Genomic DNA, 25,929 nt, shown 5'->3' with positions numbered 1-25,929 from the left:
TTTTTAACGGGCGAGCGGCAAGAGTTCGTGCACGCGATTGACGGGATACGACGGTAGTTGCTCAAGCGTGCGTTCGAGCCACGCGTAGGGCTCGATACCATTTAGACGAGCCGTCCCGATGAGTGAGTACATCGTTGCAGCTGCCCGGGCGCCTCGCGGCGAACCCGCGAACAGCCAGTTCGACCTTCCGAGGGCAATCGGTCTTATTTGGCGTTCAAGCGCATTGTTGTCTGGCAACAGGACGCCGTTCTCCGTATATCGGATCAGTGCCTCCCAATGTCTTAACGCATAGCCGAATGCCTTGCCGAGTGGTGATTGTGGAAGCAACCCAACGCTATTTGCCTCCAGCCATCGGCGAAACTGCGCAAGCACTGGCAACGTCTGTGTTTGCCGTGCTGCAAGCTTGATATCCGGGGTTTGGTCTTTGACCCTCGATTCTATTGCGTACAGCTTGGCGATCCACTGCAGCGCGTGAGCTGCAAGCCCTGGGTCCTTCTGATCGCTGGCAATTTCGAAGAACCGTCGACGGCAATGTGCCCAGCATCCGACTTCAATTATGTTGCCCGATTTGTAAAGCGCTCCATGCCCGCTATACGCATCGGCCTGCAAATACCCTTTGTATTTGTCAAGGTACAGCAGCGGATGCGCTCCCTCGCGCGACTGGGCGAACTCGAACACGACCGCTGGCGGGTGGTCGAACCAAACGCCGTTCTCGTTTCGCTGGCCAGCGCCGAGATACCCCCATAATCGCGCTGTCCGCGTGGATGGATGGCCTCGTTCAAGCAACGGCAGCGTCGTGTCATCCACGTGCATGCGCGGCGCTTTTAATTGGTGAGCGCGCAAACCGGGCAGCAGTACTGAGAGCAGCTCGGCCGATGCCAGCTTCCACTCGCACAGCGTGGCGCGTGGCAAGTACACGCCGCGGCGCGCGTAGCGCATTTCCTGGCGATTCAGCGGCAGATGATCGACATAGGTGTTGACCAGGACGTTGGCGAGCAGGCTCGCGCTTGCATTGCTCTTTGGTAGCGGCGACGGCTGAGCGCTTGCGCTCACGATGGTCGATTCGCCATCCTTCTTCGCCACATACTTGAATCGGATGTGCTCGATAACGGTAAGCTTGGATGGCTCGTAGTGCAGCGTCTCGCTGCGTTCTTCGCCGATGCGTTCGAGCGTATCGAATGCCGTCTTCTGTTCATCGCTGAGATCGTATTCGATGCGGGTGCGCGGCAAGTCCTTCGGCAGAGCAGGACGCCCTTTGCGGGTATGGCCTTCCACGGGCACCACGTCGGCCACGGGCGGTACGGGGATATCTGTGGCGGCATCGAACAACTCGGCTTGGCCCGCCAGACGCTCGGAGCTCGCACCGAAGCGCGCCCGGTTCAGCTGGGTGATCTGATGCTGGAGGATTTCCAACTGCTCCCACAACACCCGTGCGAGCCGGTTCTGTTCGAGCGCGAATGCTTGCAGCGCATCGGGCTCGATAGGAAGATCCGCGACAGTGACGGCGTTGGGTGGCATGACTCCATGATGCCTAACTCAAGGCACGTTTACAAGCTCGGGGCTTGCGTTGAAGCACATCATGTCACGCGCGTCACTGCCACGGTGTGGTGCGGCTCTCGCGCCGGGATCTCAATGCCTTCGAGCCACGCGTTGAGCTCAGCGAGCGTGAAGCCGCGCTGAGCGAGTAAGGAGGGTGACGGGAAACGGCCTCTTTCCAAACGCTTATACCAAAGCGCGAAGCCGGTCCGATCCCAATAAAGAATCTTCACCTTGGAGCGGTCGCGCGCCACGAAGACGAACAGGTTGCCCGATGCGGGCTTCTGAGCAAGTAACGGTTCGACCAGATAAGACAAGCCATCGATCGCCTTGCGCATGTCGACCGGGTCGCGACAGATATAAGCGCGAACGTCCGAGGCGATCAGCACCGGCCACCTCCGAGCTGTCCGAGCACGAAGCGCAAAATGCGCTCGGCATGAACGCCGCTCAGTTCAATGCGAACACCCGCGAGCGAGAGCGTCACCCGATCACGCGACGTCGATGCGTCAGCCGCCGGCGTTGCTACGGACGACCCTCGGGGCGCCAGTTCACCATCCAGATTCGAAGCGATGAATGCCGCATCCGCAGTAACCGCGAGCAGCGGCTTATTCTCTTTGACGGAACCGGAAAGCTTCTTACGCCACAGGCTGAAAGTACTTACCGCGAGACCCTGTTCTCGGCAAAACCGTCGAGCGCCGATACCACTCGCTTTCCAGGTGGTGACCATTTCGCCCCAGAACTCTTCCCCTTGCCGTGGGCGACGTGTGCCCATTGCCGTTTCAGCCTTAATGTTCTCGTCTTCCATCGCATCGCCCTCGTTCTCACGAAAGCACCACCTTCACATTCGCAATGCCGCGATGCAAGACGGGATGCGCTGACGCTTACTGTGAAAAAGAGTGGTAATGAAACCATCACGTATGTAATTATAATCAGGAATGCAGATATAAATCATGTGACAGTACGCGACGCGCTGCGGCGCCGGAAAACCTCGGGGTACGCGATGAGACTCAGCATTAATGCCGCAGGTTGATCATCGTATAGGCGAGTGTCTTGAACGCGTAGTGGACTGCACTGAGACGTTCGAAGCGCAGTAGAAGCCGGCGGAACTTGTCTTCCCAGGCGAAAACGCGCTCAATGGTCCTGAAGCGCTCCTCGAAGATGGCCGGATCAAAGCGCTGCTTGCGACCGCGTTTTGTTGCCTTGCGAGCGCGCGGGTTTTCGGGAATATTGGGAATCATGTTCCGGTTGAAGATCGCCTTGCGGTTAGCCCGGCAATCGTAGACGCCATCCAGGCTGACTGTCGTGCCTTGCAAATCCATCCCGATGGCACGCGCGATCTGCCTGAGTCGGGGTAGCGCGTCACGCAGCAAGGGCGATTCGTTGCGGTTGCCAGGCGCGGATATGAATGGCGCGATGATGTTGCAGTTGCGATCACAGAAGGCGACGACCTTGTCGCTTTTCAGGTGCTTGTGACCGCTGTAGCCGAGATTGTCGCCCCCTTTTTTCGCGGCCGTTGTCGTGCCATCGCCGTGAATGACCCTCAGATCGAGCAGCTGATCATCATGAAGCCGGCTCACCGAGCTCTCAAAGATGGCATCCATGCAACCATCGGCCTGCCAGCGGCGCATCGCGCGGTAGACGCGGGTGTGATGGATTTCGGGACGCCCCTCGCAATCCTTGTCGATCGGCAGCGTCTTCCACTGGCATCCCATATAAAGCACCTGCAAAATGTAGTTGAAGATCTTGTGCAGGCTCAACTGTGGTGGCGGTCCGCGCCGTCCACGGCTCAGGTGCGGCAGGACAAATTTCTCAAACTGCGCCACGCTCAGTTTCACCGGAATCGCTTGCCAGCGTTGCTTTCCACTCATTCAGACGTCCACAAATCTGGACTTTAACTGATCCGGCCCACAACAGACGAACTGTCAGGCCCAGCAAGGCTCGCAGACAAGTTCGATCACTCTAGAAAACGCGCAACCAGTTGGTCGTGAAGAACCTGTTTCGTCATCGCAAGGTTCGCTACAACGGTCTGCCCAAGAATACCGCGCGGCTGTTCGGCCTGTTCGCGCAGGCAAATCTGGTGATCGTGAAAAAACAGCTGCTGTCGACCCATGGGAGCAATCCGCCAAGTGCCTGAAAATTGAGGGAACGAGGCCTGTATCCGGTTGCCATTCACTTTCTAACTCTCAAACTCGTTGGGCGATTAGATGCTCCTCGCGTGGCTCGCCCTTTACGCGACAACAGTCGCATTGATCAGCGCTTCCCTAGCTGAACCTTATATCGTTTTATACCGCGTTCGATTCCATAGACTTGGCATTTTCGTCCAGATCGATAGAAGCATCCCATCCAATGCAGCGGGCAAACGGGTTCTTACGGTAAAGCTCAGGTGCTTTTGCAATACACTTCGCAAACGCAGGGATCTTGTAGCGGGAAAATGCCACCTTGGCGTTGGATGGGCGTTCATGGGATGGACGCCCCATCTGCAGCGGCATGGATGTGCCAAAGCGGGCATGCATAAGCGTTAGCACGGCCTGAATCGTTGCGTCTAAGTAGACCTGCGGCCTGCCGCGCTTGTCAGATCTCGCTTCACTCCCACCCTTTAATGCGCTCTCGGCGATCCACATGGTCAAGCTGCCTCGTGGTGGCCCGACGATGGGCCGCACATCGTGACCACTCGTAATTTATATCCAGAAAGCTAACTGTCGAGCGTTGGTCATTTGTTCGCGCAAAACAGGGTTTTCGATTGTTCGCTATAACCACAAGATTGCCTCCAGGCGACGCCCTCCGCAGCCTCCGTACGCCAACGGAAAGCGTCGGTCGGTCGCCACCAAAGCCGCGAGCCGTTCGAACGCGCGGCCCGGACGCTATTGCACGGACGACTTTACGAAATGCTGCGGGTGTGTGTGCAATGCCCCTTCCGTTAATGGTCACCCCGTCCACCGTCGTTTTCATGGTCGTGGTGCCGCTCGCCGCCTTGATGGTTGTGGCCCCAATCGCCGCGGGGCCCGTCGCGATTGACTCGCACGTCGTGCCATTCCCGCTCGCCCCGGTGGCGCTCCTCCCATTCTCGGCGCTGCCAATATCGACGCCCGTCATAGTACCTATCGCCATACCAGCCCGGGTCAACAACGACGGCACGAGGCCTTTCCACATACACCGGCGGCTGAACGTAGACGGGCGCGGGTGCATACACGGCGCCAGGAATGCCAATGTTCACGCCAACATCGACATGCGCGAGAGCGACGGATGATAAGCCTATGCCAAGACCGGCCACTAAGGTCATCGAGAGCCAGCGACTGCGTGAGACGTTCATAGTTTAATTTTCGGACAAGTACGGTTGAGCAACGAAGTATCCCAGGGAGCGCGGTGCTAATAGCGGTCGTGGTCGTGGTCGTGGTCATGCTCACGACCATGTTCATGGTCGTGGTAGCCGCCTTCGGGTACAAAGATGCAGCCGCTAAGCGCGCTTCCAAAACAAACGGCCAACACCATCAATGCAAATATTGTTTTCATGAGCCTGCCTCTATTGTCGGTCGTGAGCGAACTATATTGAGCTCGCAGATTACCGGCGTTTATGTGTATAACGGAACGTCTCGCTTGAAACGCCTGATTTCGGTCAACCGCGAACGGCGCGTGCAATGCGCAAATGAGTTCGCCTGGACTTGCGAGGCTAGCCGCGCGCAAAAAATCTTGATTGTTCCGTGCAATTTTCTGTTCACCCGTCGTTACCGGCCTCTACTTGTTACGCCCCGAAAGGTAGTGTCGTCTAGCAACTGACCGGCTAGCGCGGCGCACGTGTGTTCGTCTCCTTTACATGTTTACGGCAGCGGTGAGTGCAGTCTTTAGCCTTGATTGAGCAGCCATGAAACCAATGTTAATCAAAAGACTTCAACTTCCCGTGTGACCCGCTTTTGAGAAATTATGAACAACTAGTCGCTGGTCGCGCTGCGTCAGGCGCTGAATGACGAATTGGCCACGCTGCCCTCCCGCCGAGTGCGTCGCAACCACCAAGCGCCGGGAGTTGTACGCCGCGCTGTCGTTGCAGGTCTCCGCTGTGAGCACGCTTGCGGTGACCGGGCCGACGCCGGGAATGCTAAGTAGGCGCTGGCCGAGATCGTCGTCGGCGAGTTGTCGCGCCAGCTCCCCGTTAATCTCGTCAAGTTCCTCGTTGAGATATTTGATGTGCGCGTGCAGCCGCTCCAACACCGCGATCAGGCGCGGCGGGAGTGGATGCTCGGCCAGCACGCTAGCCAGGCGCTTGATGACAGCTTCACCCTTTGGCAGGCTGACGCCGAACTCGAGCAGAAACCCGTGAATCTGGTTGGTCGCGCGCACCCGATCGTGCATGAGGGATTCGCGCACGCGGTGCAATGCCAACAAGGTTTGTTGGGATTCGGTCTTCGGCGTGATGAAGCGCATAGATGGGCGCGCTGCGGCCTCGCAGATCGCCTCTGCGTCGACGAAGTCGTTCTTGTTACCCTTGACGAAGGGCCGTACGAATTGCGGCGAGATGAGCTTGACCTTGTGCCCGAAGGTGTTGAGTTTGCGCGCCATGTGATGGGCGCCCGCGCAGGCTTCCATCACCACCGTGCAAGCGTGCAATGTCGCGAAAAAACTCGACCAATTGCTTACGGCTTACCTTCTTGCGAAACACCGCCTTTCCGGCCGTGTTCTGGCCATGAAGGTGAAATACATGCTTACCCAAATCGATTCCGACCAGCGTAACGTCTTCGATGGAACACCTCCGCGAAGGACCTTCCTGCAGCGTACTCCGCTGCGAGGAGGGGGTGACCATCTCAATACGCGATCTGCTGAAAGTTTACAAGCGCAGCGCTACGTCATTGAAAGTAAATGCGTTCTTCCGCGCTCGACGCCTTGTGCTACGAGATGTGTATAACGGGATGCGCTTAAGGTGATCTGCTTCCAGCCGTCGTCCGGATGGCATGTATTCTGCTATCTCCTAATCCTACTGAGCACCGTCGCTCGCACTTGATTCGGGTAATACGATGATTACGAAGCATTCTCATCAGCAGGCGAAATCGGCGCGGTTGCAATCACATGTTTGTTAATGGGATCGGCACGGCGAACCCGGAGCAGCGTTTCACAAAAGCCGATTGCCTTGAGGCGTTCCAAAAATCGGATTGGTTCGAGCGGCTTGATGTGCGCTCGCGTTTTGTCGCCCGAACGGTTTTGCAACGAGACAATGGCATCGAAGCGCGGCGCCTCGCGCTGGCAAACCTCGCAGACGTGTTTGCGATTGATCCCAATACGCTGTCTAAACGTTTCTACGACAATGCTCCTCGGCTTGCCGCTGCCGCAGCGATTCAAGCACTTCAGGCGGCGAAACTCAATCCACGCGATATCGACGCAGTCATAGTGAGCACATGCACCGGCTACATGTGCCCTGGGCTATCGGGCTACGTGGTTGAAGGCGTTGGCCTGCGCTCAGACGTGAAGGCGTTCGACCTGGTGGGGCAAGGCTGCGCCGGTGCGCTTCCAAATCTTCAACTCGCTCACGCGCTGCTAAGCTCTATCGTCCCGAACGGGATCGACCGTTGCGAAAACGTCCTCTCGATCTGTGTTGAAGTCAGTAGCGCGGCGATGTATCTGGACGACGATCCCGGCGTCATCATTAGCGCTTGCCTGTTTGGCGACGGTGCGGGCGCTGCCGTCCTGTCGCGCAATTCCAACACTGCGTCGCGCCTGATCCAATGGGTCGACAGTTCATCGCTGATCGATCATAGCGAACGCAAGGCGTTGATGTTCGAGCAGCGCGACGGCATGCTGCGCAATATTTTGACGCGCCCGGTACCCGCCCTTGCAGCGCAATACGCCCGCCAAGCGCTCGAATCTGTTCTTGTCCCCAAAGGGCTTGTCACTGCAGACATCTCCGCATGGATCCTGCACGCAGGAGGGCGTGACGTATTGCAGGCACTTGAACAGTCGTTGGAAGTGCAGGCTTATGATCTGCGCTTTAGCGCTGCCATGCTTCGCGAGTATGGAAATATGTCGAGCGCGTTTGTCTACTTCGTACTTGAGGCGGCCCTCGCCGACCACGCGCCGGACGGGTGGTGGTGGTTATCTTCGTTCGGAGCCGGCTTCAGTTGCCATGGCGCATTGCTTAAGGTGGGCGATGATGAAATTTGGTGAAGTAATCTCTGCGCCGCGACTTTGGACGATGCGATGAGCCTACGAAGAAGCGTGTCCACAGAAACGCTCGATGGTCTTTGCGAAGTTGACCCCGCGGCAATACGATCGCGGCGCGACCTTCAACGGGTTCATCGCTTGATGGGAACACGCGTGATTGTATGCCGCGCGTTAAATCAGCTTGTGATGCCGCCAGTGTCTAGACCTTTGCGCATACTCGAGCTAGGCGCCGGAGACGGGACGTTGATGTTAAGCGTGGCGAAGGCACTCAGATCGGCGTGGCCTGAAGTCGAGTTGACCCTTCTAGATCGCCAATCATTGGTTGCGAGTCAAACGGTTGACGCCTATCGCAAGCTCGGGTGGACGGTTGATGTAAAAGTGGTGGATGTCATGGATTGGATCAGTAAACGTTTTCAGCAACAGCCCGAGGGCGAGTCTCAACTTTGGGATGTAATTGTGGCGAACCTGTTTGTGCATCACTTTCAGGGGACCGTGCTTTCCGGCCTTCTGGACGCTGCTGCGGCGTCGTGCCATCACTTTTTCGCTTGCGAGCCTCGTCGCTCTTATCTTGCGCTTGCGGCTAGCCATTTGATCGGCGCGCTTGGCGCGAATGCGGTCACGCGAGAAGACGCCGTTTTGAGCGTGCATGCGGGCTTTTGCGACACTGAGATTACCAAGCTGTGGCGGCCTTCCATGGGCGCATGGCAAATTAACGAATATTCAGCCGGACTTTTCAGCCACTGCTTTTCCGCTAGCCGACGTTGAAATCGAATGGAAAACAAATTTGACGCGATCATTATTGGTGCTGGACCAGCGGGTTCGTCAGCTGCAATCTTGCTGGCGAACAATGGCTGGTCGGTAGCACTGGTTGAAAAGCAGACATTTCCGCGCAGGAAGGTCTGCGGCGAATGCATCGCTGCAAGCAACCTCCCTCTGCTGCACGCATTAGGGGTAGGACCGGCGTTCGAGCGCAGCGCCGGTGCCGCGCTACGCCACGTCGCGTTTATGAAAGGTGCCGAAACCGTCATCGCACGCCTTCCGGCCACAAACCATGCAGAGCATCGATGGGGTCGTGCATTGGGCCGCGAGACATTAGATACTCTGCTCCTCGAACGGGCTCGCGCGATCGGCGTTACGGTTTTTCAGCCGTGGTCTGCGCAAAGCATTGCGGGCGGTCCCGGTGCGTGGCGCTGCGTTGTGAAATCAAACACGCAAACGAGTCAGCCTTTGTTCGCCCCGATTCTGATTGACGCCCACGGATCCTGGGAAAAGTTGCCTTCTGATCGCGTGGAACCGCGGCGCCCGCGTTTAGGCGCAGATTTGCTGGCATTCAAGGCGAATTTCGTTGGTACGTGCCTCGACGAAGGCGTCTTGCCGGTACTAGCGTTCGCGGGTGGTTACGGCGGCATGGTCGTAGCCGACCACGGCGTCACGACGCTTGCCGCCTGTGTGCGCCGAGATCGTCTCGATATGCTTCGCCAAAATGACCTCGGGAAAAGCGCCGGCAAGATAGTAGAAGCCATGCTCAAAAGAGAGTGTGCGGGAGTTCGGAAAGTGCTCGCGACCGCCACAATCTCGGACTCTTGGCTTGCTGCAGGGCCGTTAAGTCCTGGCGTTCGTGTTCATACCGACGACGGGCTGTTCAGGATCGGCAATGCTGCCGGGGAGGCCCATCCGATTATTGGTGAGGGCATGAGCATGGCATTGCAATCCGCTTGGCTGTTGTCTGCTGAACTACTTGGGAACAAAAGTGCAGGCTGTAGGCAGACGAACAACGACATGGTGTCGCAACAAGCGGCGCGACATCGTTATGCAGCGAACTGGCATCGCCAGTTTGCACCGCGCATTCGCCTTGCTTCGGCGTTTGCCCACGCAAGTATGAGTCAGCGAGGCGCCAACGTCTTGCTCATCCTTTTGAAGACTTGGCCCGGATTGTTACCACTCGGAGCGAAATGGGGCGGCAAAACCCGTTGCGCGATCAGTGAAGCGTCGATCGCATCGCTTGCCCCACGCGCGGAATCGGTATGATACTTAAATGTCTTGCGAGCCCTTGCATAGGGGTCGTGGCAGCAACATGAGCGCGTGCGCCGTCCAGGCCCTGCCACATGTTTGGCGTAACCCTAATAGCTAAGAAGCGCTACAACCCGCTATGACGACAACTTTAGATTGGCTCTGCCTGACATTGGTTAAGGATTACAAACTCGACCCGGCGCTGCTCAAAGCTGACGCGTCGCTGGAGACGCTGGGTCTCGACTCTCTCGCGGTCGCAGAATTGCTATTTAACGTAGAAGACAAATTCAAGATCACCGTATCACCGGAGCTCGTACCGCTGGCCACGCTTGGGGACGTCGTTCGCTTCATCGACGCGCATATCGCTGCCCAGCATGGCAGCGGACCGACGCAGGCGGCGTCAACACTGGCACCACCGTCAGTATGAGACGAGTCGCTGTGACTGGCGTAGGCGCCATTTGTCCGCTTGGGGCTAACGCAACGGAAACTTTCGAAAACGCGCGTCTGGGGCGCTCTGGCATCCAACGTCTCGATACGGCTTTTGCGAATCGACTGCTTTCGCCGATCGCAGCAAGCGCCAACTTTGAGGGTGAACATCATTTCGCGCCTCCGAAGCTGCGCATGCTAGACAGGGTAAGTCAGTTCGCACTGATCGCTGCAAATGAAGCCGTTGCGACAGCACGTCTCGACAAAGGTGAAATTAATGCCCCCCGCAGCGGGGTATTTGTCGGTACGGGCATGGGAGGCACGCAAACCATCGATGATGGTTATCAGACGCTCTACGGCGAAAACTCTGATCGCATCAAGCCGTTCACCGTGCTGATGGGCATGTACAACGCACCCGCCGCGTGGATTAGCATCGAACATGGCCTGCGAGGGCCCTGCCTGACGTATTCAACTGCCTGTGCTTCGTCGGCGGTGGCCATCGGGGAAGCCTGGATGCGGGTCGCCCGCGGCGAGATCGACTTGGCAATTGCGGGCGGTGCAGAAGCCCCGCTGTCCTGCGGGTCACTAAAGGCTTGGGAGGCGCTTCATACGCTAGCTGCCATCGACGACAACGACCCCGCTGCGTCGTGCAAGCCGTTTTCTAGAAATCGGAGTGGGATGGTGCTCGGCGAGGGAGGAGCAATGGTCATCCTCGAACCTTGGGAAACGGCTGTGGCGCGCGGCGCACCGATTTACGGTGAAACGTTGGGCTACGGTGTGACGACCGATATTGGACACATCACTCGGCCCAGCGTAGAAGGCCAAACGGCAGCCATGCTTAACGCCCTTTCGGTCGCCGGAATAGATTTGTCCGAAGTCGATGCAATCAATGCTCACGGTACCGGGACGCTTGCGAACGATTCGACTGAAACCGCTGCAATAAAGGCTGTTTTCAACGCCGACGCTTACCGCATCCCGATCAGCGCAACGAAGTCTATCCATGGACATCTGTTAGGCGCAGCAGGCGCTCTCGAATGCGTGTTATCCCTCTTGGCGATGCAATATCAGACGCTCCTGCCGACGATGCATTTGCATGCGGCAGACCCGGAATGCGATCTTGACTATGTCCCGAACCGAGCGCGCGAAGGCGTGGCTGCGCGGATCATGTTATCCCACTCGTTCGCGTTTGGGGGCACTAATGCAGTGCTGGTACTTAAGTGTCGCGAATAGCGGGACGCAGACCTTCCCGCGCTTTCGACGATCCTCGCTCGCTTTTTACACAACAACGAACATAAGGCGGTTTGGCTATCGCACAATCGTTCGACGAGCGCCGACTTGCGATTTCTATAAGGACAATAATCAAATTCACCACAACCGCGTTTTCGGCTGGCAAAAAAATAGGCGAATTCCCTCACGCAGCAAGGTTTTCGATAGGCTAGTTATTGAGGAATACAATCTATGGTTAGATTTATGCGGCGGTCTCGATCCTCAATAATCTTCATTCTCTGCCGAAAATTTAAGACGTGCCATAGACGCGCTTCTTCAGCGGTTCTAGAACACCCAATGCAAAAACCCGTGCGAGCATGAAAAGAACAAAGACCGACGCAAGGAGACGATACCTCCTCTTCTTGCATACCGGTCGATGCACCACTATCGCCAATCAAGAGATCCTCGCTTCTGTTCATGTATCCATTTCCCAAGTAAGGTAAGGTCAGCTCCGCTGACGGCTCTCTTCGCGGTCCTCGTTGGAAACTTCTCGATCATGTCATTTGCGCACGAAAAAACGCCGCAACAAAAATCTCAACGTCTACGTAAAGTCAGCTGGCGCAACGGCAAATAGATGTACAGGCACCGCATGTCCAAAGAGCGTCACGCCCGTCGTTCGAGATCTCACGCGATGTTCCGGCGACCAATTGTATGCGCCCTTCCGTTTGCAACGACCTCAGATTCGAAACAAAGAACGCTGCCGTCGCGCCTTGCGCAAAGCCACGACGAACCGACGAATTAAAAACACTTCACAATACCGAACACGAGTCGGAATTATCCCAACGATGCAAGCAGCTTCATGAAGTTGCGCTTGGCGCGAAAAGTCTCACGGATGGTCTTAAGTTCCTCGACAAACAGCGCGTCTTCCTTCAGTTTCGCTCGTAAACTGCCGATCGTCTTGACGACGCGAAACGCCTCATCATAGCGCGCTTTCTGCGTGCCATTATCTGCGGCAATCGGCAGCAAGCGGTGGTATAAAGCGATCGCATCATGGGGATGAGTTTTCGCTCGAATAACCGCCATTTGCGCCCACATGTGCGTTGCTACAGGGCCGCCGCAAAACGTCTCCCACGCCGTAACGTACTCGCGTTCAGAGAGAGCAATTTTGAGCAGCTCGGTTCGTGTACCCGCTTGCCAAGAACTGCGCTTCGCTTTGGTCGGTGCTTCCTCGATCCTTACCCGCTCCCAGAGATATCCGAGCGCCCGCGTGCGAGTCTCCTCCTGATGGCTGGTCGCGCTGGCAACGTCCATCAGTGCGGCGAATCCTTCCGCTGAGGGATGCAGTTCAAACCGTTGCCATGCGAACGCACCAGCTTTTGCGAATTCGCCGCGACGCAGATATTCCTGGATACAAAATGTGAGTAAGCGTTGGTCGACGTTACTTGAAAACTCACTGAGTCCCCGTTCAGCCCAGTTCAGTCCTTCATCGAAACGCTTATGCAGCACACATAATTCTGCGACCAACAAAAATCGGTACGGGCTCGACAGATTTTTTGAACGAATGCGGACAAGTGCGTCAACGTCGCCATCGCCTTCGGCCAGCGCTTCCATCGCACGGTCAAGTCGCATGCGCAGCGGTTCGAACGATCGGCGGAACTCCTTGCTGGGCGCCAGATCCGGAAGCCTGTCCCACGCGCTTGTCACGAGCGTCCGATAGCGTTGCATCCCTCGCTCTTCAAGCGCTTGCGCGTAGGCCGGCAACACGTCGTAAAACGTATCCCACACGCCTTCAGTTTGGAAGCGAAACAGTCGCTCAGCGAGTTTCGATGGGTCCGGGCGCGTCTGCCGGCATGCTTCTAGATGTACTGCGGCAAGCTCCATAATGGCGGGCATCACGTCGCCGCCCGAGTCATCGATCTGTTCGAGACTTTTTTCCGCCCCTGCTATCGCCACTTCAGCAAGCTCAACGACCTGCGCCGCGTGGGGGCCGGCAAGTCTCTGACGTAGCATGCCAGCAAGAGACATCAGACCGTCACCGTACGCGCCCGCCTCGCGCCAGTCGAGGGGGTGGGATGCACGCGTCGCTTGATGAACTGCCGCCTTCATGCTGGGCAAGTCATCAGCCGACGCCGCGCGAGCTGCAAAAAGCAGTTTGTCACGCAAAGTAATGTCACGCTCGACTGCATCGAGTAGCAGCTCTCGGAGGGCTTCCTCGCTCAAGCCCGTGACATATTCGCGTATCAGCTCTTCGTAGGTCTTGCGCTTCTTGCGCGGCTTCGCTGGTGCAGGTTCGTCTATATGAAACACCTCCTCACCCGCGTTTTCGAGCCAGGAAAACGCGACTGCTACCGCGTGTTTGCAGAAGATGCCGTCCGCGCCGACCGGGCAGTCACATTCGTAGCTCAACTCCCCATCGTTGCCCAATCCAAGTTCAACGTTGTACTGGTAAGTGCCGTGCACGCTGGCACGAAGGACTTTGTTACGGTCACTGAGACGCGACACTGCACCGTCCTGGAAATACGCTTTCCCGCGCGCGAGTGTCTTCGCGTCTGCGAGTGACTTGATCACAGCAAGGGTGAGGATGCCTTGAAGTGAGGACTGTATGGGCCTAGCACACATCTGCCATTCTCTCTGAGGAGGTCAACCTGCACATTTTATCAAGCCAGTCGCCCACGTCGTGAAATGCACGTCTGACTGCTCGTCTGCCCGAAGCTTCAACACCCAGCACGCCGGCCAGATCGGATAATTAGCCGGATCCAATACGCTGCAACGTTCGCTCGTCGAAGCGCCACGAGCCGCAATACGGTCATAAAATTGCCGTCCGAGATGGCATTCAAGGTGGACGTGCCCTGCTCCCAAGCTCGATTTCCTCTCGATTGTGACCTATCCTGTTGACATGAACTCAGTGCTTTCATTTCGCAAATGACACGCCAGATCTAGACATCGAGAGTCGCCGTTCGACGGTCGTTGGGCGCGTAAAAAACATAAGAAATGCCGGAAAAAATTTTTACAGACCGTTCTATTAAGATAACTATCCTTATCCTAATACCAATTTCTTTAGTTTAAACTCATGCTTATGAAAACGCGTGAGACCAACCCTCCCCGCTTGCTTGGCCCACCCAGCTCATCATCAGACCTACCCCAGCACGATGCGCTCGCCGCCCTGCGCGCGTGGTATGCCGGCGTGCCCACGCGCGAAGCCGTGCTTCGCTATTTGCCCGATGTTCTGACACCGCGCCGCTCAGCACGCAGCGTCATGAGCGATATCCGTCGGCGATTAGTTCAGTGTGCCCTCGCCAGGCACCGCGACGATCTCGCCGCCATCTTTGCGCACCCCGCCTCCGAGCGCGCGAAGCACGCGCGTAAAGTTGCTCAGGCTATTGAAACACTTCGTGCTTCCTCGACTGCCGTCCCCTCCATTACCGACGACATCCGGCGCTGGCTGCCCGCGCGCGCGACACACGCGCTCCTCGCACACGGCATCGCGACACTCGCGGAGTTGACCCTGCGCATCCCGCGGCGGCGCCAATGGTGGAAAGTCATCCCGGGCTTGGGACAAGGGAGTGCTCAGCAGATTGATGCGTTTTTTGCGCAACACCCGGCACTTACCGAACGGGCGCGAGCACTGATTGCATCGACGGCCTCGCCCATCGTCGTGCCCTGGGAAAACGTGCGACTGCCCCACGAGATCGACGGCTCATGCGGTGCGTTGCGCGCGCCCCGCGAAACCTGCGCACTCGACGCCAACAATGATTACGACGCTGTCCAGACCTGGTTATCCCTGCACGAATCGCCGTCCACCCACCGCGCTTACCGAAAGGAAGCCGAACGGTTGATCTTGTGGGCGATCGTCGAGCGCGGGCGCGCGCTGTCCTCGCTCACCACCGAAGATGCGATTGCATATCGCGCGTTTCTGCGCCGGCCCTCGCCCCGCGAACGCTGGGTCGGCCCCACACGGCCTAGGACCTCTTCGCAGTGGCGCCCGTTCACGGGCAATCTCGCACCGCGATCGGTTGCCTATTCGCTGATGGTCCTTGGTGCGCTTTATCGATGGATGATCGAGCAACGATATGTGCTCGCGAACCCGTTTTCGGGCGTCAAGGTGAAAGGGGCAGAGGGCGCGGTGCTCGATGTCTCGCACGCCTTTACTGAGGGAGAGTGGCTTTTGCTGAGAACCATCGCCGATGGGCTCGAGTGGTCGTACGGCTGGAAGGCCAATGCGGCGCAACGGCTGCGATTCCTGTTGGATTTTGCCTATGCCACCGGCTTACGGGCGAGCGAGCTCGTAGGCGTCACGCTCGCCTACATCCGCACCGATGCGCGAGGCGATCACTGGGCCCATGTGGTGGGCAAAGGCCGCAAGCCCGGCCATGTTGCGCTGCCGCCGCTCGCGCGCTCAGCCCTTGAGCGGTATTTGCTTGAGCGGGAACTTCCGGTGTCGCCCCAGCATTGGCAGCCAACCATGGCGCTCGTGCCAAGCCTCAGTCCGCACAGCACCGAGAAACTGAGTACGGTACGGCTGTGGGCCATTTTAAAACGGTTTTTTAGCGCCACGGCGAACATCATCGAGACGGACAACCCGGCGTTTGCGGCGAAGCTTCGGCTAGCAGGACCGCACTGGATGCGGCACACGCACGCGACACATGCGCTCAAGCGCGGCGCACAACTGACCTCCGTTCGGGATAACCTACGGCACGCGTCTATCTCGACCACGTCGATTTACTTGCACAGTGACGAGGTTGAACGGGCGCGCCAGTTTCGCGACGCTTTCGCGACCAAGTAGCCGGCGGTGCTGACCCGGTAAAATGCAGCGGCCGGGCAAACTGTCAACTCACTCCAGTGACCGCTGAGCGGACTCTTTTTGAAGCCGCCTGCTCGATACTCTTGGACCGGAGAACCGATGAACAATATGTTCCGCATGTCCGATGACGAAATCGATCAGCTCGACCAATTTCTGATGTCTGAGTTCACGTCCGATGAAACGATGATGATCGACAGCCTCGACGGATATCTGACGGCGATCGCGATCGGACCGGTGACGTTGATGCCCAGTGAGTGGATTCCTGGCATCTGGGGGCCGTCACCGGAAGATGAACCAGCGTTCGAATCGGTCGAACAAACTCAGCACATTTTCAATCTTGTGTTCAGACACTTCAACAACATAGTTTCCACTTTTGAACGAGACCCCGAGTCAATCGCGCCGCTTTTTAATATCAACCGATTTGACGATCACCACGAATATCTCGACGCGGAGTCGTGGGCGCATGGTTTTATGCGAGCGATCGATCTGCGCCGATCAGCATGGCAGCCCTTGTTCGATGATGCTCGAAGTGCGGATTGGCTTCGCCCGCTCTACCTCCTTGGAGCGGATGACGTCAGCGAAGAAGACGAGCTTCTGGTCCGCTCGCCGGCACAAAGGGAACAATTGTCGGAACAGATACCCGATCGTATCGTCTCGATTTACCGCTACTGGTTGCCCTATCGCCACGCGGTCCATGAAAGACATCTCGCGACCACCATCCAGCGCACAGCACCGAAAATCGGACGCAATGATCAGTGTCCTTGCAGCAGCGGCAAGAAATTCAAGAAGTGCTGCGGTACCGCAAGCATCTTGCATTGAGGTAGCCGCCACATGGCGCGCCGATAGCAAGCATCCTCCTCAAGAGCTGCCACAAGGCTTCTATAGCGTTCAACCAAGCGGCTGCATTTATAAATACGCTTTTGGTTTTGACATTTACAGAATCTGTTCGACTAGACGGTTAGTTGTTTTTTCTGTTTCGGGATTGTCCGACGACGGACTAACCGACCTCTGGGCAGCATCGACCATGACTTCTGAATGGCTCTACCCGACCCACAACTGCCGGTCGCGCTGGCTGGGGTTCAATGGCGGGTAACGGAGTGGTCCGGTCATCCACGCCCTTTTTCGCGGGCAGCGGTTCGGCCGTTCCGGTCATTCGTGCGGCGCCGTACGAACGACCGGAATGCGGCAGATAATTGTGTCTGGAGATAAGAGCCGTTGAGTTACCGACTCAAGAGCAATTGGAGGAGAGTGAACCGGCGACTTTGAACTGGCTAGACATGGCTGACCTCGCGTGTTGCTTACGGATCAGCGAGAGCCACGAAGCGCCGGTTCCACTCCCCGGTAGTGAACGAGAGAAGCTTATAAACTAGGCGATAGGCCGCCATCGATTCGCAGATTCACTCCGGTAATGTATCCGGCGAGTGGACTGGCGAGGAAGGCGATGGCATCCGCAATTTCGTCCAGTCGCCCAACCCGGCCAATAGGAACCTGAGCAAACATCGGCAGGACTGCACGTTCTATAACCTGCCATGGCGCGTCCTTATCCGCCACGCCACGCTCGGCGGCGGCTTCACGGAAACGGCTATCGAGGGCGGAACTGTGTATCGTGCCAGGAGAGACAGCATTGACCGTGACCCCGTCTGCCGCCACCGCCTTTGCCATCGACGCGGTCATGGCGTTTATAGCGGCCTTGCATGCCGAATAATCGGGTGCAGTTGGCGGTGGCATCGTCGCGGCCAGGCTCGAAATATTGATCACGCGTCCCCATCTGGCTTGCTGCATGCCGGGTAGCAGCCGCTTAGTGACCCGAAGGGCAGCCAGGACATTGCGATCATAAGCGGACGCCCATGAGGCCGGCTGTGTGTTTGCCCAGCTCTCTTTTGAGCCACCCGACCCGCCGGCGTTGTTGATCAGAATATCAATAGGACCTGCGAGCTCTACCGCATCCTCGACGAATCGCTGCACATCATCGTCGTGCGTTAGATCGCCAACTACCACATATGCGTGGCCGCCCTGCGCGGTGATGTCATTGGCTACTTTCTCTGCCAGAGCTTTATCGCGCCCGTGCACGATGACGATTGCCTTCTCAAGCGCGAGTTTCCTGGCAATGGCTTCGCCAATCCCTTTGCTGCTCCCGGTGACCAGCGCCTTCTTCCCATACAATTGCAAGTCCATCGCACGTAACCCATTTTCCAAGTGGCAGATCTTTCAGGGTAGGGAGAGATGATGGACGAAACAAGTACGCACCTTTATGTACCCACCTCGCAGGAGGAACGGGAAGTTTGTCTCGGACCGAACGGATCGGTTGAGCACGTGACCAGGGTCATACGTATGATCTACGGTCGCTGGAAGCTGCCAATCCTCTTCAGACTCTACGCCGACCCCTCGATGCGAACCTTGCAGTTGAAGCGAGACTTGCCAGGCATCTCGCAAAAAATGCTGACCCAACATCTTCGCGAGCTAGCGGACGATGGTCTGGTCGACAGAGTCGATTTCTGTGAGAAACCCCTGCGGGTCCAATATCAATTGTCAGAAATGGGCAGGCAACTGCTGCCTGTCCTGATAGCTGCGCGTAGATTCTCGACCCGTCACCCTGTTTAACGGCCTGAAGGGTATCCGCTTCTAACGCTGATGCTTTTGTGCGGCAGTTGTTGCAAAAGCCGTTAGATTAGCGCACGCAGGCCAACAGATACTAAGGCGAATAACCGGGTAACGTCGTGCAGCTGACAGTCTTGGGTCGCCAGCGGAGCGTCCGCAAAGGCCGATGAGCGAGCGTCCGTCCTTTACGATTGGATGGCTGTTTACAGGGCGGAGCCGACGCCTGAACGTCCGCGCAGCGACTCGTGTGACCTTCCGCTCCTGGCCGATGGACTAAACCGCTCGCGCGGTAGTCCTTGCGTTTGAAGTAGGTGGTTTCTCAAGGGGAAACCGGCTCGATTTCCTATGTTGATAGATGAGGCAATCCGCCTCGTTACTCGACAGGAGCCGAGCGATGACCACATCTACCGAAGTTATCAGCCCACTGCGCCAGCGCATGATTGACGACATGCGCATGCGCCGACTCGCACCGAAGACGCAGGAGGGGTATCTGCGCGTGGTTCGCCAGTTCACTGTGTTTCTTGGTCGCTCCCCAGACACCGCGACGGTCGAGGATTTGCGGCGCTATCAGTTGCATCTGGTCGACCATGGCGTTTCTCCTGTTTCCCTCAATGCGGCAATCACCGGATTGAAGTTCTTCTTCGACACGACGCTCGGCAGAGATGACTTGATGGCGAAGATGCATCCCGTGTATCTGCCCCGTGTCCTGCCAGTCGTGCTTAGCCGTGACGAAGTCGGACGGTTGATCGCCGCGGCCACCAACCTCAAGCATCAAACTGCTTTGGCCGTGGCCTATGGAACGGGATTGCGAGTCAGCGAAGTGGTCTCACTGAAGGTCGGGGACATCGACAGCGAACGCATGACGCTGCGCGTGGAGCAAGGCAAAGGTCATAAGGACAGGTACGCGATGTTATCGCCGGTCCTCCTCGAGCGCTTGCGGGTCTGGTGGCGAGTGGCTCGAGCCCAGGGTCGCATGCTTGACGGTGGTTGGTTGTTTCCCGGGCTCAATCCGATCGAGCCGCTTAGCGCTCGGCAACTCAACCGCGCCATCCATTCTGCGGCGCTCGCTGCGGGCATTGAGAAGCGCGTGTCCATGCACACGCTGCGTCACAGTTTCGCCACCCATCTCCTTGAGCAGAAGGTCGATATCCGTGTGATTCAGGTCATGCTTGGTCACAAGAAGCTTGAAACTACTGCGCTCTATGCCCAGGTCGCCACCGACATTTTGCGCGAGGTGATCAGCCCGCTTGAGAACTTGCATCCCGCATAGCCGCTGCCGTGGTGGCGCATTGCGCGCTGGAAGTGGCTGACGTCTTTCGATCTCTGGGTTCACAGTGGCGCGAGTCCGCGAACCTCAGCCTGGGTCAGTTGAAGGTCGTGTCAGCGATCGAGCAGTGCCGTAGCGCGGCACTGGGGGGACATGTGTTGCGTTGCGAAGGGTGCGCGGCTGTCGAAGTCGCCTACAACTCGTGCCGCAACCGACACTGCCCAAAGTGCCAGGCCACGGCCGCACGACGGTGGTTAGACGCACGTCAGGAAGATCTTCTGCCCGTCGAGTATTACCACGTGGTCTTCACACTACCGGCCCCGATCAGCGAGATTGCGTATTACAACAAGGCGGTGATGTACGGCCTGTTGTTTGATATGGCGGCCGAGACGCTGCGCACGATTGCCGCGGATCCGAAGCACCTCGGAGCACAGGTCGGCGCGACTCTGGTTTTACACACATGGGGCTCAGCGCTCACGCACCATCCTCATGTCCACGGAATCGTCCCTGGCGGTGGCCTGTCTCCTGATCGAGGCCGATGGGTCGCTTGCAAGCCAGGCTTCTTCCTACCCGTGCGCGTGCTCTCGCGACTGTTTCGGCGACGGTTCCTCGAAGAACTGGCAGCAGCGTACGAGCGCGGTCAATTGCGGTTCTTCGGTGAATGCGCCGCGCTTGCCGATCCGGAAGTGTTCGCCGGGTGGCTTGCCCCGATGCGTGCGTGCGAATGGGTGGTGTATGCCAAGCGACCTTTTGCGGGACCGCAAGCTGTGTTGGCTTATCTGTCGCGCTATACGCACCGGGTGGCGATCTCAAACCAACGACTGATCGCACTCGATGAGCGTGGCGTCACCTTCCGCTGGAAAGACTATCGGATGGAAGGGCGCACACGCAATAAGACGATGACGCTCATGGCCGATGAATTCGTCCGCCGATTCCTGCTGCACGTGCTGCCGGGTGGCTTCCACCGAATTCGCCACTACGGTCTGCTTGCAAACACGTCACGCCGCAACAACCTCTCGAGGATACGGGCGTTGCTGCATGTGTTGCCACGCGCGGTCGATCCCGTCGCAGATGCACCAACGTGCGCGGCTAGTACAACATCCCTCAAATAGCTTTAAATATCTGGATCGAGATACGGGGCCAGCAAGCTGACCACCAAGTCAGTGGTTTCGGCGAGGTTGCCGATACCAGGCAATGGCTCCCAGCGGCCAGTGTGGCTGCGAAATGCCGACGTGTAGGTGTTACGGCCAACCTCGGTCAGGCGGGCCACGGTGTCGACCGTGTCGTCACGTTTCATCTGAATGAGCAGATGCTTGCCATAGGGCTTGACCGTGGCCTGATCGTGGCCGGTCAGCGTGGCGAGTTGGCGCTGGAGCTCATCGGCCTTTCTTTGGGCGTCGAACGTTGGCATCGTCTTTGAACCTCAGGGGTTCGCCAGTTTGCAACTCAAAGCCGGCGAATGTCCATTTGAATGGTTTGGGGGCGTGATTGCGTTGCGCGACGAAGGCTTCGGTGCGCTGGCGCAGGTGCTCGATGGAGACATGGCTCGCGTGACGCAAGACCCGTCGCGAGTAGATACCGAACAGCAACTCGATCTGGTTGACCCAGCTCGCATGCAGTGGCGTGAAGTGAAAGACAAACCGCTGATCGTGGCGGGCGTTGAACTCATTCCATACAGTCTGCGCGCGGTGGGTGTTGAGGTTGTCCCACACGACATGCACCCGGCCCTTGGGATAAGCCAGCGCGACCTGCTCCATAAAGGCCACGAGATCGGCCTGGGTACGCCGATCCGTGCAACTGCCGATGACTCGCCCCGAGTGCACATCCAGCGCGGCGGTGAGGGCCTGCGTGCCGTGGCGGATGTATTCAAACTCGCGGCGCCGCGCGCGCCCGGATTGTGGCGCGCGGTCGGCGTGTTTGCGCTCGATGGCCTGGATCCCTGTCTTCTCGTCGATCGACAGCACGACCGAGCCCTTGGGAGCCTGGCGGTACAGTGCGCAGATCTCGTTGACCTTCTGTCGGAACTGGGGGTCGGGGCTGTGCAGCCACTGCTTGACCCGGTGCGGACGCAAATCGCCCGCTTGCAAGATTCGTTGCAAATGACTGCGGCTGATCTGCTTGGTCACGCCGCGCTCGATCGCACGCTCAACCAGTTCGTCCAGCGTCGGTGTCGCGCGGCCGTCTGGTTCTGCCGGTTCGCATGCCAAGGCAAGCAACTCGAGTCGTTGCGCCTCACCGATACGCCTCGGACGGCCCGGACGCGACACCTCCTGCAAGCCTTCGACGCCGTGACGCACGAGGCGAGTACGCCAATGCGAGACGGTTTGCACCGACACGCCGAGCGCCTGCGCAATTGCCGTCGTGGACTCGCCTCGGTGAGCCATCAGCGCAATCTGCGCTCGCATCACTTGCCGCTGCTCCGCCGTACCGCGTCGGGTCAACGACTCAAGCGATTTACGCTCCTCTCGAGATAGTTTGATTACCTGCGCTTGTCGTCCGCGTCCCATGCAGTCGAGTTTACTTGTACTTCTTTTTTATTGAAAGATATTTCAGGGATGTTGTACTAGCCCAAGCTTCGTGTGTCGACATTGCGGGTCGTTGATGGTCGTTATCGACATCTTTCAACGCAGCGCTCCGATTCGAGCCCCACCTATGGAGAACTGTCACGCGTGAAGCTCGCGCCGCAGTGCATTAAACCACGGTCGGCTCTTCGGCAACGAGAGCCGCTAGGGGACCGTTGCGTCCGACGCACCAAACCAGTCGATCGAAGCCAAATGACATCGCGCGACTTTGCAAAAACAGGGGCATCGAAGCTCTCACCTCAGCATCCGCTGGCATCTCTACACGTTTGTCGAGACCTGGGCGACAACGCCACTGGTCAAATCGCCATAACGGCTGCCAGTTCGAGCCGCCTCTGAGCATCCCGCGGTTTCCTCCCTCGAGGATTGTTGGACGCCTGCCCGCCGGCGCCAGGGTAGTCACACGCCTGCGGTGTAGGGCAGGCGTCCAACAATCCTTAACAGTCGCTGCCTGACGCGTACGGATCGATCCGACCCAAGACATGCTATTCGACGGTCGCGTCTATACGGCCTGGTACCGGGCGATGCAGCCTTTGATCCGGGCAAGACTAAGCACGCCGGATCAGCGAAATGATTCAAATGATGTAGGTAGCAATCTGCATCTGGCTCGTTTGCTCTTAGACAAATGGCGGGCATATTAGACCAGAAGGTGTTGCAACGACCAGTTGAACGCGCCCTCGCCAGCTTTAAAATCTCGTTGGCACGGCGCAATTGCTTGTTCTCGCGCTCAAGTGCCTTGAAGCGCTCGCGTTCCGACGTAGTCGCGCCCTTACGCTCACCGCTATCCACTTCCTCTTGCTTGATCCACCCCAGCAATGTCTGGCTCGTGCAACCGACTTGGGGGCGATGGATTCGATCGCCGCCCACTGCGACGGATACTCGCCGCGATGCTCTTGCACCATGCGCACTGCACGTTCACGGACTTCAGCAGAAAATTTGTTCGACTTGTTCATAGCTCCATTCTCTCAAGAGTTGGAGCCTCCATCAAATCCGAGGCGGTTCAGCGACTTGAGCGAGGGGCTGCCCTAATATCGCGATACTTTCGGGTTACTTCTCTGTTTTTTATGCTCTCACTGAAGCTTAGCTCGAGGCAATCATTCACTCAATGCTGCTTAGTAGCAGCGGGATCTGTGCCCCTTTCAATCAAGGGGACGTCTTCTAACTCGATACTGGACCACGACACGATATCGGTAAGCGGAACTGTGTGGGCATGAATGGGGCCGACTGGCGAGTAGACTGCACAAAACTTGTCCGTACATGATATTGGCACGCCAGCGACAAGCCCTCCCTTGTCGCGAACGATTTCAACGAACTTCATTTGGTGTGCTTTCATGTCCTTGACGTTCCACTGGCGAATGGCGGTCATCGCCTTCGTAGCATCGTGTTCACCTCTATCACGGACCGGGCCGAGGAGAACAAGCGGCATGATGCTGCATACAAGCAAAACGAATATCACGATGGCTGCAACCCAGAAGAAGACTACTTCGGTTGTGACAAGATTCGCCGGCGCCCGTCCGTGGGTTTTCACTAACTTTGCCGCAACTTTTCGCGTAGCATGATGCTTGAATGCATTGCCGGCAACGAAAATTACTGCGAGCAACGCGGAGAAGACGACGAATAGGCCTAGCAGAAAAGCAAGATAGTCCTCCTGCGCGTAGTAGCCCAGGTACATGAGGTCGTCGACGCTCCACGGAAGTGCGTCCGGCTGGAAATCAAAGCCAAGCAAGTATCCGAGCCTATATGCGTGACCGGCGTTACGCAGTATCCAAAGAAAAAGTTAGTGCAACATTGTTTCTGTAAATTCGTAGCTGCTGGTGTTGCGTGGCTGTGACGGCCGCCGTGATGAGGGCGCGTAGCGCCCGAAGAGCGGAGGACGGCATAGCCGGGCAATGTCCCAATGCCAGTTGAAGGCTGGGACGGCGGGTGTTGCATAGATTAGGCAGACTTCAAATCATGGTCAACGCTTTTCTTCGTAGAACGATGCAAGGCGGTGGCAAGAATCCAGAGGTCGTCGACACCGCTGATTTTTCGGAAAGTCTTTTCAGCTTCCAGAAAGCCCGTGGCCGTCCAGCGCATCGCCATGTCCGCATCGCGGTAGCGCGTCACCCGGCGCGTGACGCGACGCACCGCGCCGTTCGGGTTCTCGATGATGTTGGTCGTGCACAGGCAACGCATGAGCGCCGGCGTCAAGCCCAGTCTGTTGACCGTGAAGGTCTCTTCGAGCCCTTCCAGCAGCGAAGCTGCTGCGTCCGGATACTCGGTCTTGAGCCACGTTGCCTGCGTCTTCAGTTTCGCCAGCCCCTCTTTTTCTGGCAGCTTGTAGGCCGCTTTCATCACTGCGCTAACTTGCGAGACCACTTCCTTGGGCAGACGATCAGTCACGTTGCGCATCTTGTGAGTCCGGCACCGCTGCACGTGTGCTCGCTTGCCGAAGACCGCCTCGATTGCCGCCCGCAGCGCCTTGGAGCCGTCTATCACGAACAGATAGTCGCGCCCGGTCGGCAGACCGCGCTCGATCAGACCATTCAACAGGTCCTTGACTACTTCTGCGTTCTCACTGGAGCCGCTCGCAAGCCCCAGCAGGTGCTTGCCGCCGTCGCTGTCCACGCCGATGGCCGCCAGAATGTGCCGCTTGTCGACAATGATGCCGTCCATGTAGATCGCCAGAATGTCCTTGTCATCGAAGCGCCGTGCCATCAGCGTCTCCAGTGCTTTCTCGCTGGCCTTGATGAACTGGCGCGACACGCTGCTTTTGGAGATGCCCACAGTGCCAGCCATCTTCGGCAGCACCTTCGCGTACTTGCGTGTGGACACCCCCGTCACCAAAATGTCGTGCACCCGCTTTCCCAGTCGCGGATTCTGGTTCAGTTGCTCGTACGCTGGAATCCCCACTTCGACGCCGCCTCTGTTACGCAATCGCGGGCGTTTGACCGCCAGCTTGCGCTCGTCCATCACGATCTGCCCACGCTGCGAACCATGCCAGCGGACGTCGCCACGCGATTTGCCCGGGTGTTTGTCACCCGCGACCTCCATCGCGGACAACACGAGCAACTGTTCGACCAAACCGCGCCCGGCCTCGTGCATCAACTCGTCAATGGTCGCGCGCGTGTTCTGCACCAGTTCCAACAACGGCAGCAGCATCTCACTGTTTTCCGCAAAACAGGCTTTCAGCGCGTCAGCGTCTTGCTTTGCCACGACACTAAACGCAACGCTAGCGCTGTGACGGGTCTTCTTGGTAGGCTTCATTTTGGCGGTTCTCCTGTCCGAGGTTTCGTCGTTGGCAAACCCGATTTTCTCGGATTCACCAGGAAACCGCCGCCTTCAACCTTCAACTACGCTTGGGACATTGCCCATAGCCGCGC

22 protein-coding genes and 4 pseudogenes are annotated in these 25,929 nt (G+C 57.7%); 11 read left to right on the top strand and 15 right to left on the bottom strand.

All coding sequences use genetic code 11. The features are described 5' to 3' along the window. Positions 1 to 3 precede the first annotated feature (3 nt). The 4 genes from tnpC to AX768_RS30325 form a co-directional block, all read right to left on the bottom strand. The gene (tnpC, locus tag AX768_RS30345) at positions 4 to 1,518 is read right to left on the bottom strand and encodes an IS66 family transposase (RefSeq protein WP_062003870.1); all 1,515 of its coding nucleotides are present in this window, start codon (positions 1,516 to 1,518) and stop codon (positions 4 to 6) included. A 59-nt stretch (positions 1,519 to 1,577) separates the two neighbouring features. Next, entirely contained in the window at positions 1,578 to 1,925 is a 348-nt protein-coding gene (gene tnpB / locus AX768_RS30340; RefSeq protein WP_154563997.1) for an IS66 family insertion sequence element accessory protein TnpB, read from the bottom strand. Then, on the bottom strand, positions 1,919 to 2,341 hold the full coding sequence (gene tnpA / locus AX768_RS30335) for an IS66 family insertion sequence element accessory protein TnpA (RefSeq protein ID WP_062003869.1): 423 nt from the start codon (positions 2,339 to 2,341) through the stop codon (positions 1,919 to 1,921). The genes tnpB and tnpA overlap by 7 nt, the downstream gene beginning before the upstream one ends. Before the next feature lie 208 nt (positions 2,342 to 2,549). Beyond that, on the bottom strand, positions 2,550 to 3,404 hold the full coding sequence (locus tag AX768_RS30325; RefSeq protein ID WP_082779179.1) for an IS5 family transposase: 855 nt from the start codon (positions 3,402 to 3,404) through the stop codon (positions 2,550 to 2,552). A 113-nt stretch (positions 3,405 to 3,517) separates the two neighbouring features. Between AX768_RS30325 and AX768_RS32375 the strand changes: the two are divergent. Beyond that, positions 3,518 to 3,670, top strand: a pseudogene (locus tag AX768_RS32375) (IS5/IS1182 family transposase); the annotation flags it as partial. A 148-nt stretch (positions 3,671 to 3,818) separates the two neighbouring features. On the opposite strand, the gene AX768_RS30320 reads toward AX768_RS32375, so the two are convergent. The 3 genes and pseudogenes from AX768_RS30320 to AX768_RS30310 form a co-directional block, all read right to left on the bottom strand. Further along, positions 3,819 to 4,157 carry a hypothetical protein gene (locus AX768_RS30320; protein WP_062003868.1) on the bottom strand — a complete coding sequence of 113 codons (339 nt, stop codon included), beginning with the start codon at positions 4,155 to 4,157 and terminating at the stop codon, positions 3,819 to 3,821. Between the two features lie 296 nt (positions 4,158 to 4,453). Further along, the gene (locus tag AX768_RS34005; protein ID WP_082779178.1) at positions 4,454 to 4,846 is read right to left on the bottom strand and encodes a PXPV repeat protein; all 393 of its coding nucleotides are present in this window, start codon (positions 4,844 to 4,846) and stop codon (positions 4,454 to 4,456) included. Between the two features lie 620 nt (positions 4,847 to 5,466). Then, a pseudogene (locus tag AX768_RS30310) lies at positions 5,467 to 6,268 on the bottom strand (IS110 family transposase); the annotation flags it as partial. Between the two features lie 323 nt (positions 6,269 to 6,591). Here AX768_RS30310 and AX768_RS30305 point away from each other — a divergent pair. The 5 genes from AX768_RS30305 to AX768_RS30285 all read left to right on the top strand — a co-directional run bounded on the left by AX768_RS30305 (position 6,592) and on the right by AX768_RS30285 (position 11,346). Further along, positions 6,592 to 7,683, top strand: coding sequence for a 3-oxoacyl-[acyl-carrier-protein] synthase III C-terminal domain-containing protein (locus AX768_RS30305; RefSeq protein WP_062003866.1), 1,092 nt, complete (start codon positions 6,592 to 6,594; stop codon positions 7,681 to 7,683). Positions 7,684 to 7,935: 252 nt separating this feature from the next. After that, entirely contained in the window at positions 7,936 to 8,445 is a 510-nt protein-coding gene (locus tag AX768_RS30300; protein WP_231941667.1) for a hypothetical protein, read from the top strand. Between the two features lie 6 nt (positions 8,446 to 8,451). Beyond that, positions 8,452 to 9,708: an NAD(P)/FAD-dependent oxidoreductase gene (locus tag AX768_RS30295; protein ID WP_062003864.1), complete on the top strand. Its 1,257-nt coding sequence runs from the start codon at positions 8,452 to 8,454 to the stop codon at positions 9,706 to 9,708. Positions 9,709 to 9,829: 121 nt separating this feature from the next. Then, on the top strand, positions 9,830 to 10,117 hold the full coding sequence (locus tag AX768_RS30290) for an acyl carrier protein (protein WP_082779177.1): 288 nt from the start codon (positions 9,830 to 9,832) through the stop codon (positions 10,115 to 10,117). 11 nt (positions 10,118 to 10,128) lie between these two features. Then, positions 10,129 to 11,346, top strand: a complete 1,218-nt coding sequence (locus tag AX768_RS30285) for a beta-ketoacyl-[acyl-carrier-protein] synthase family protein (protein ID WP_335340499.1) — start codon at positions 10,129 to 10,131, stop codon at positions 11,344 to 11,346. A 209-nt stretch (positions 11,347 to 11,555) separates the two neighbouring features. Here AX768_RS30285 and AX768_RS32365 read toward each other — a convergent pair whose 3' ends face one another. Both AX768_RS32365 and AX768_RS30280 read right to left on the bottom strand, forming a co-directional pair. Next, positions 11,556 to 11,750: a DUF1289 domain-containing protein gene (locus AX768_RS32365; RefSeq protein WP_082779176.1), complete on the bottom strand. Its 195-nt coding sequence runs from the start codon at positions 11,748 to 11,750 to the stop codon at positions 11,556 to 11,558. 406 nt (positions 11,751 to 12,156) lie between these two features. Continuing rightward, positions 12,157 to 13,824 carry an SWIM zinc finger family protein gene (locus AX768_RS30280; protein ID WP_335340498.1) on the bottom strand — a complete coding sequence of 556 codons (1,668 nt, stop codon included), beginning with the start codon at positions 13,822 to 13,824 and terminating at the stop codon, positions 12,157 to 12,159. A gap of 574 nt (positions 13,825 to 14,398) precedes the next feature. Here AX768_RS30280 and AX768_RS30275 point away from each other — a divergent pair. Both AX768_RS30275 and AX768_RS30270 read left to right on the top strand, forming a co-directional pair. Next, positions 14,399 to 16,105: a site-specific integrase gene (locus AX768_RS30275; RefSeq protein ID WP_062003860.1), complete on the top strand. Its 1,707-nt coding sequence runs from the start codon at positions 14,399 to 14,401 to the stop codon at positions 16,103 to 16,105. Positions 16,106 to 16,222: 117 nt separating this feature from the next. Further along, the gene (locus tag AX768_RS30270; protein ID WP_231941666.1) at positions 16,223 to 16,942 is read left to right on the top strand and encodes a UPF0149 family protein; all 720 of its coding nucleotides are present in this window, start codon (positions 16,223 to 16,225) and stop codon (positions 16,940 to 16,942) included. A gap of 540 nt (positions 16,943 to 17,482) precedes the next feature. On the opposite strand, the gene AX768_RS30265 is transcribed toward AX768_RS30270, so the two are convergent. Further along, the gene (locus AX768_RS30265) at positions 17,483 to 18,298 is read right to left on the bottom strand and encodes an SDR family NAD(P)-dependent oxidoreductase (RefSeq protein ID WP_062004079.1); all 816 of its coding nucleotides are present in this window, start codon (positions 18,296 to 18,298) and stop codon (positions 17,483 to 17,485) included. A 48-nt stretch (positions 18,299 to 18,346) separates the two neighbouring features. On the opposite strand from AX768_RS30265, the gene AX768_RS30260 reads away from it, so the two are divergent. The 3 genes from AX768_RS30260 to AX768_RS30250 all read left to right on the top strand — a co-directional run bounded on the left by AX768_RS30260 (position 18,347) and on the right by AX768_RS30250 (position 21,100). Then, positions 18,347 to 18,724: a winged helix-turn-helix transcriptional regulator gene (locus AX768_RS30260; RefSeq protein ID WP_062003859.1), complete on the top strand. Its 378-nt coding sequence runs from the start codon at positions 18,347 to 18,349 to the stop codon at positions 18,722 to 18,724. Between the two features lie 391 nt (positions 18,725 to 19,115). Beyond that, positions 19,116 to 19,991: a tyrosine-type recombinase/integrase gene (locus AX768_RS30255; RefSeq protein ID WP_062003858.1), complete on the top strand. Its 876-nt coding sequence runs from the start codon at positions 19,116 to 19,118 to the stop codon at positions 19,989 to 19,991. 11 nt (positions 19,992 to 20,002) lie between these two features. Continuing rightward, positions 20,003 to 21,100, top strand: coding sequence for an IS91 family transposase (locus AX768_RS30250; protein ID WP_442857284.1), 1,098 nt, complete (start codon positions 20,003 to 20,005; stop codon positions 21,098 to 21,100). Between the two features lie 2 nt (positions 21,101 to 21,102). On the opposite strand, the gene AX768_RS30245 is transcribed toward AX768_RS30250, so the two are convergent. The 5 genes and pseudogenes from AX768_RS30245 to AX768_RS30230 form a co-directional block, all read right to left on the bottom strand. Then, entirely contained in the window at positions 21,103 to 21,399 is a 297-nt protein-coding gene (locus tag AX768_RS30245; protein WP_062003857.1) for a hypothetical protein, read from the bottom strand. After that, positions 21,339 to 22,495 (bottom strand): annotated as a pseudogene (locus AX768_RS30240) (IS630 family transposase). Before AX768_RS30240 ends, AX768_RS30245 begins: the two are co-directional and overlap by 61 nt. 744 nt (positions 22,496 to 23,239) lie before the next feature. Continuing rightward, positions 23,240 to 23,520: pseudogene (locus tag AX768_RS33105) on the bottom strand (transposase); the annotation flags it as partial. 149 nt (positions 23,521 to 23,669) lie between these two features. Then, entirely contained in the window at positions 23,670 to 24,293 is a 624-nt protein-coding gene (locus tag AX768_RS30235) for a hypothetical protein (RefSeq protein WP_155524383.1), read from the bottom strand. 209 nt (positions 24,294 to 24,502) lie between these two features. Beyond that, positions 24,503 to 25,813 carry an IS256 family transposase gene (locus AX768_RS30230; RefSeq protein ID WP_062003854.1) on the bottom strand — a complete coding sequence of 437 codons (1,311 nt, stop codon included), beginning with the start codon at positions 25,811 to 25,813 and terminating at the stop codon, positions 24,503 to 24,505. Between the last annotated feature and the right edge of the window lie 116 nt (positions 25,814 to 25,929).

It is taken from the genome of Burkholderia sp. PAMC 28687, from assembly GCF_001577465.1.
GTDB lineage: Bacteria > Pseudomonadota > Gammaproteobacteria > Burkholderiales > Burkholderiaceae > Caballeronia.
The sequence above is the reverse complement of the archived record's forward strand: the minus strand, read 5'-3'. Positions and strand labels throughout refer to the sequence as shown.

Coding starts and splice junctions, on each gene's coding strand:
- AX768_RS30305 (WP_062003866.1), top strand. CDS start 6,592: ATGTTTGTTAATGGGATCGGCACGGCGAACCCGGAGCAGCGTTTCACA.
- AX768_RS30320 (WP_062003868.1), bottom strand. CDS start 4,157: ATGTGGATCGCCGAGAGCGCATTAAAGGGTGGGAGTGAAGCGAGATCT.
- AX768_RS30325 (WP_082779179.1), bottom strand. CDS start 3,404: ATGAGTGGAAAGCAACGCTGGCAAGCGATTCCGGTGAAACTGAGCGTG.
- AX768_RS30295 (WP_062003864.1), top strand. CDS start 8,452: ATGGAAAACAAATTTGACGCGATCATTATTGGTGCTGGACCAGCGGGT.
- AX768_RS32365 (WP_082779176.1), bottom strand. CDS start 11,750: ATGCAAGAAGAGGAGGTATCGTCTCCTTGCGTCGGTCTTTGTTCTTTT.
- tnpA (WP_062003869.1), bottom strand. CDS start 2,341: ATGGAAGACGAGAACATTAAGGCTGAAACGGCAATGGGCACACGTCGC.
- AX768_RS30290 (WP_082779177.1), top strand. CDS start 9,830: ATGACGACAACTTTAGATTGGCTCTGCCTGACATTGGTTAAGGATTAC.
- AX768_RS30255 (WP_062003858.1), top strand. CDS start 19,116: ATGACCACATCTACCGAAGTTATCAGCCCACTGCGCCAGCGCATGATT.
- AX768_RS30275 (WP_062003860.1), top strand. CDS start 14,399: ATGAAAACGCGTGAGACCAACCCTCCCCGCTTGCTTGGCCCACCCAGC.
- AX768_RS30245 (WP_062003857.1), bottom strand. CDS start 21,399: ATGCCAACGTTCGACGCCCAAAGAAAGGCCGATGAGCTCCAGCGCCAA.
- AX768_RS30260 (WP_062003859.1), top strand. CDS start 18,347: ATGATGGACGAAACAAGTACGCACCTTTATGTACCCACCTCGCAGGAG.
- AX768_RS34005 (WP_082779178.1), bottom strand. CDS start 4,846: ATGAACGTCTCACGCAGTCGCTGGCTCTCGATGACCTTAGTGGCCGGT.
- AX768_RS30270 (WP_231941666.1), top strand. CDS start 16,223: ATGAACAATATGTTCCGCATGTCCGATGACGAAATCGATCAGCTCGAC.
- AX768_RS30230 (WP_062003854.1), bottom strand. CDS start 25,813: ATGAAGCCTACCAAGAAGACCCGTCACAGCGCTAGCGTTGCGTTTAGT.
- tnpC (WP_062003870.1), bottom strand. CDS start 1,518: ATGCCACCCAACGCCGTCACTGTCGCGGATCTTCCTATCGAGCCCGAT.
- AX768_RS30265 (WP_062004079.1), bottom strand. CDS start 18,298: ATGGACTTGCAATTGTATGGGAAGAAGGCGCTGGTCACCGGGAGCAGC.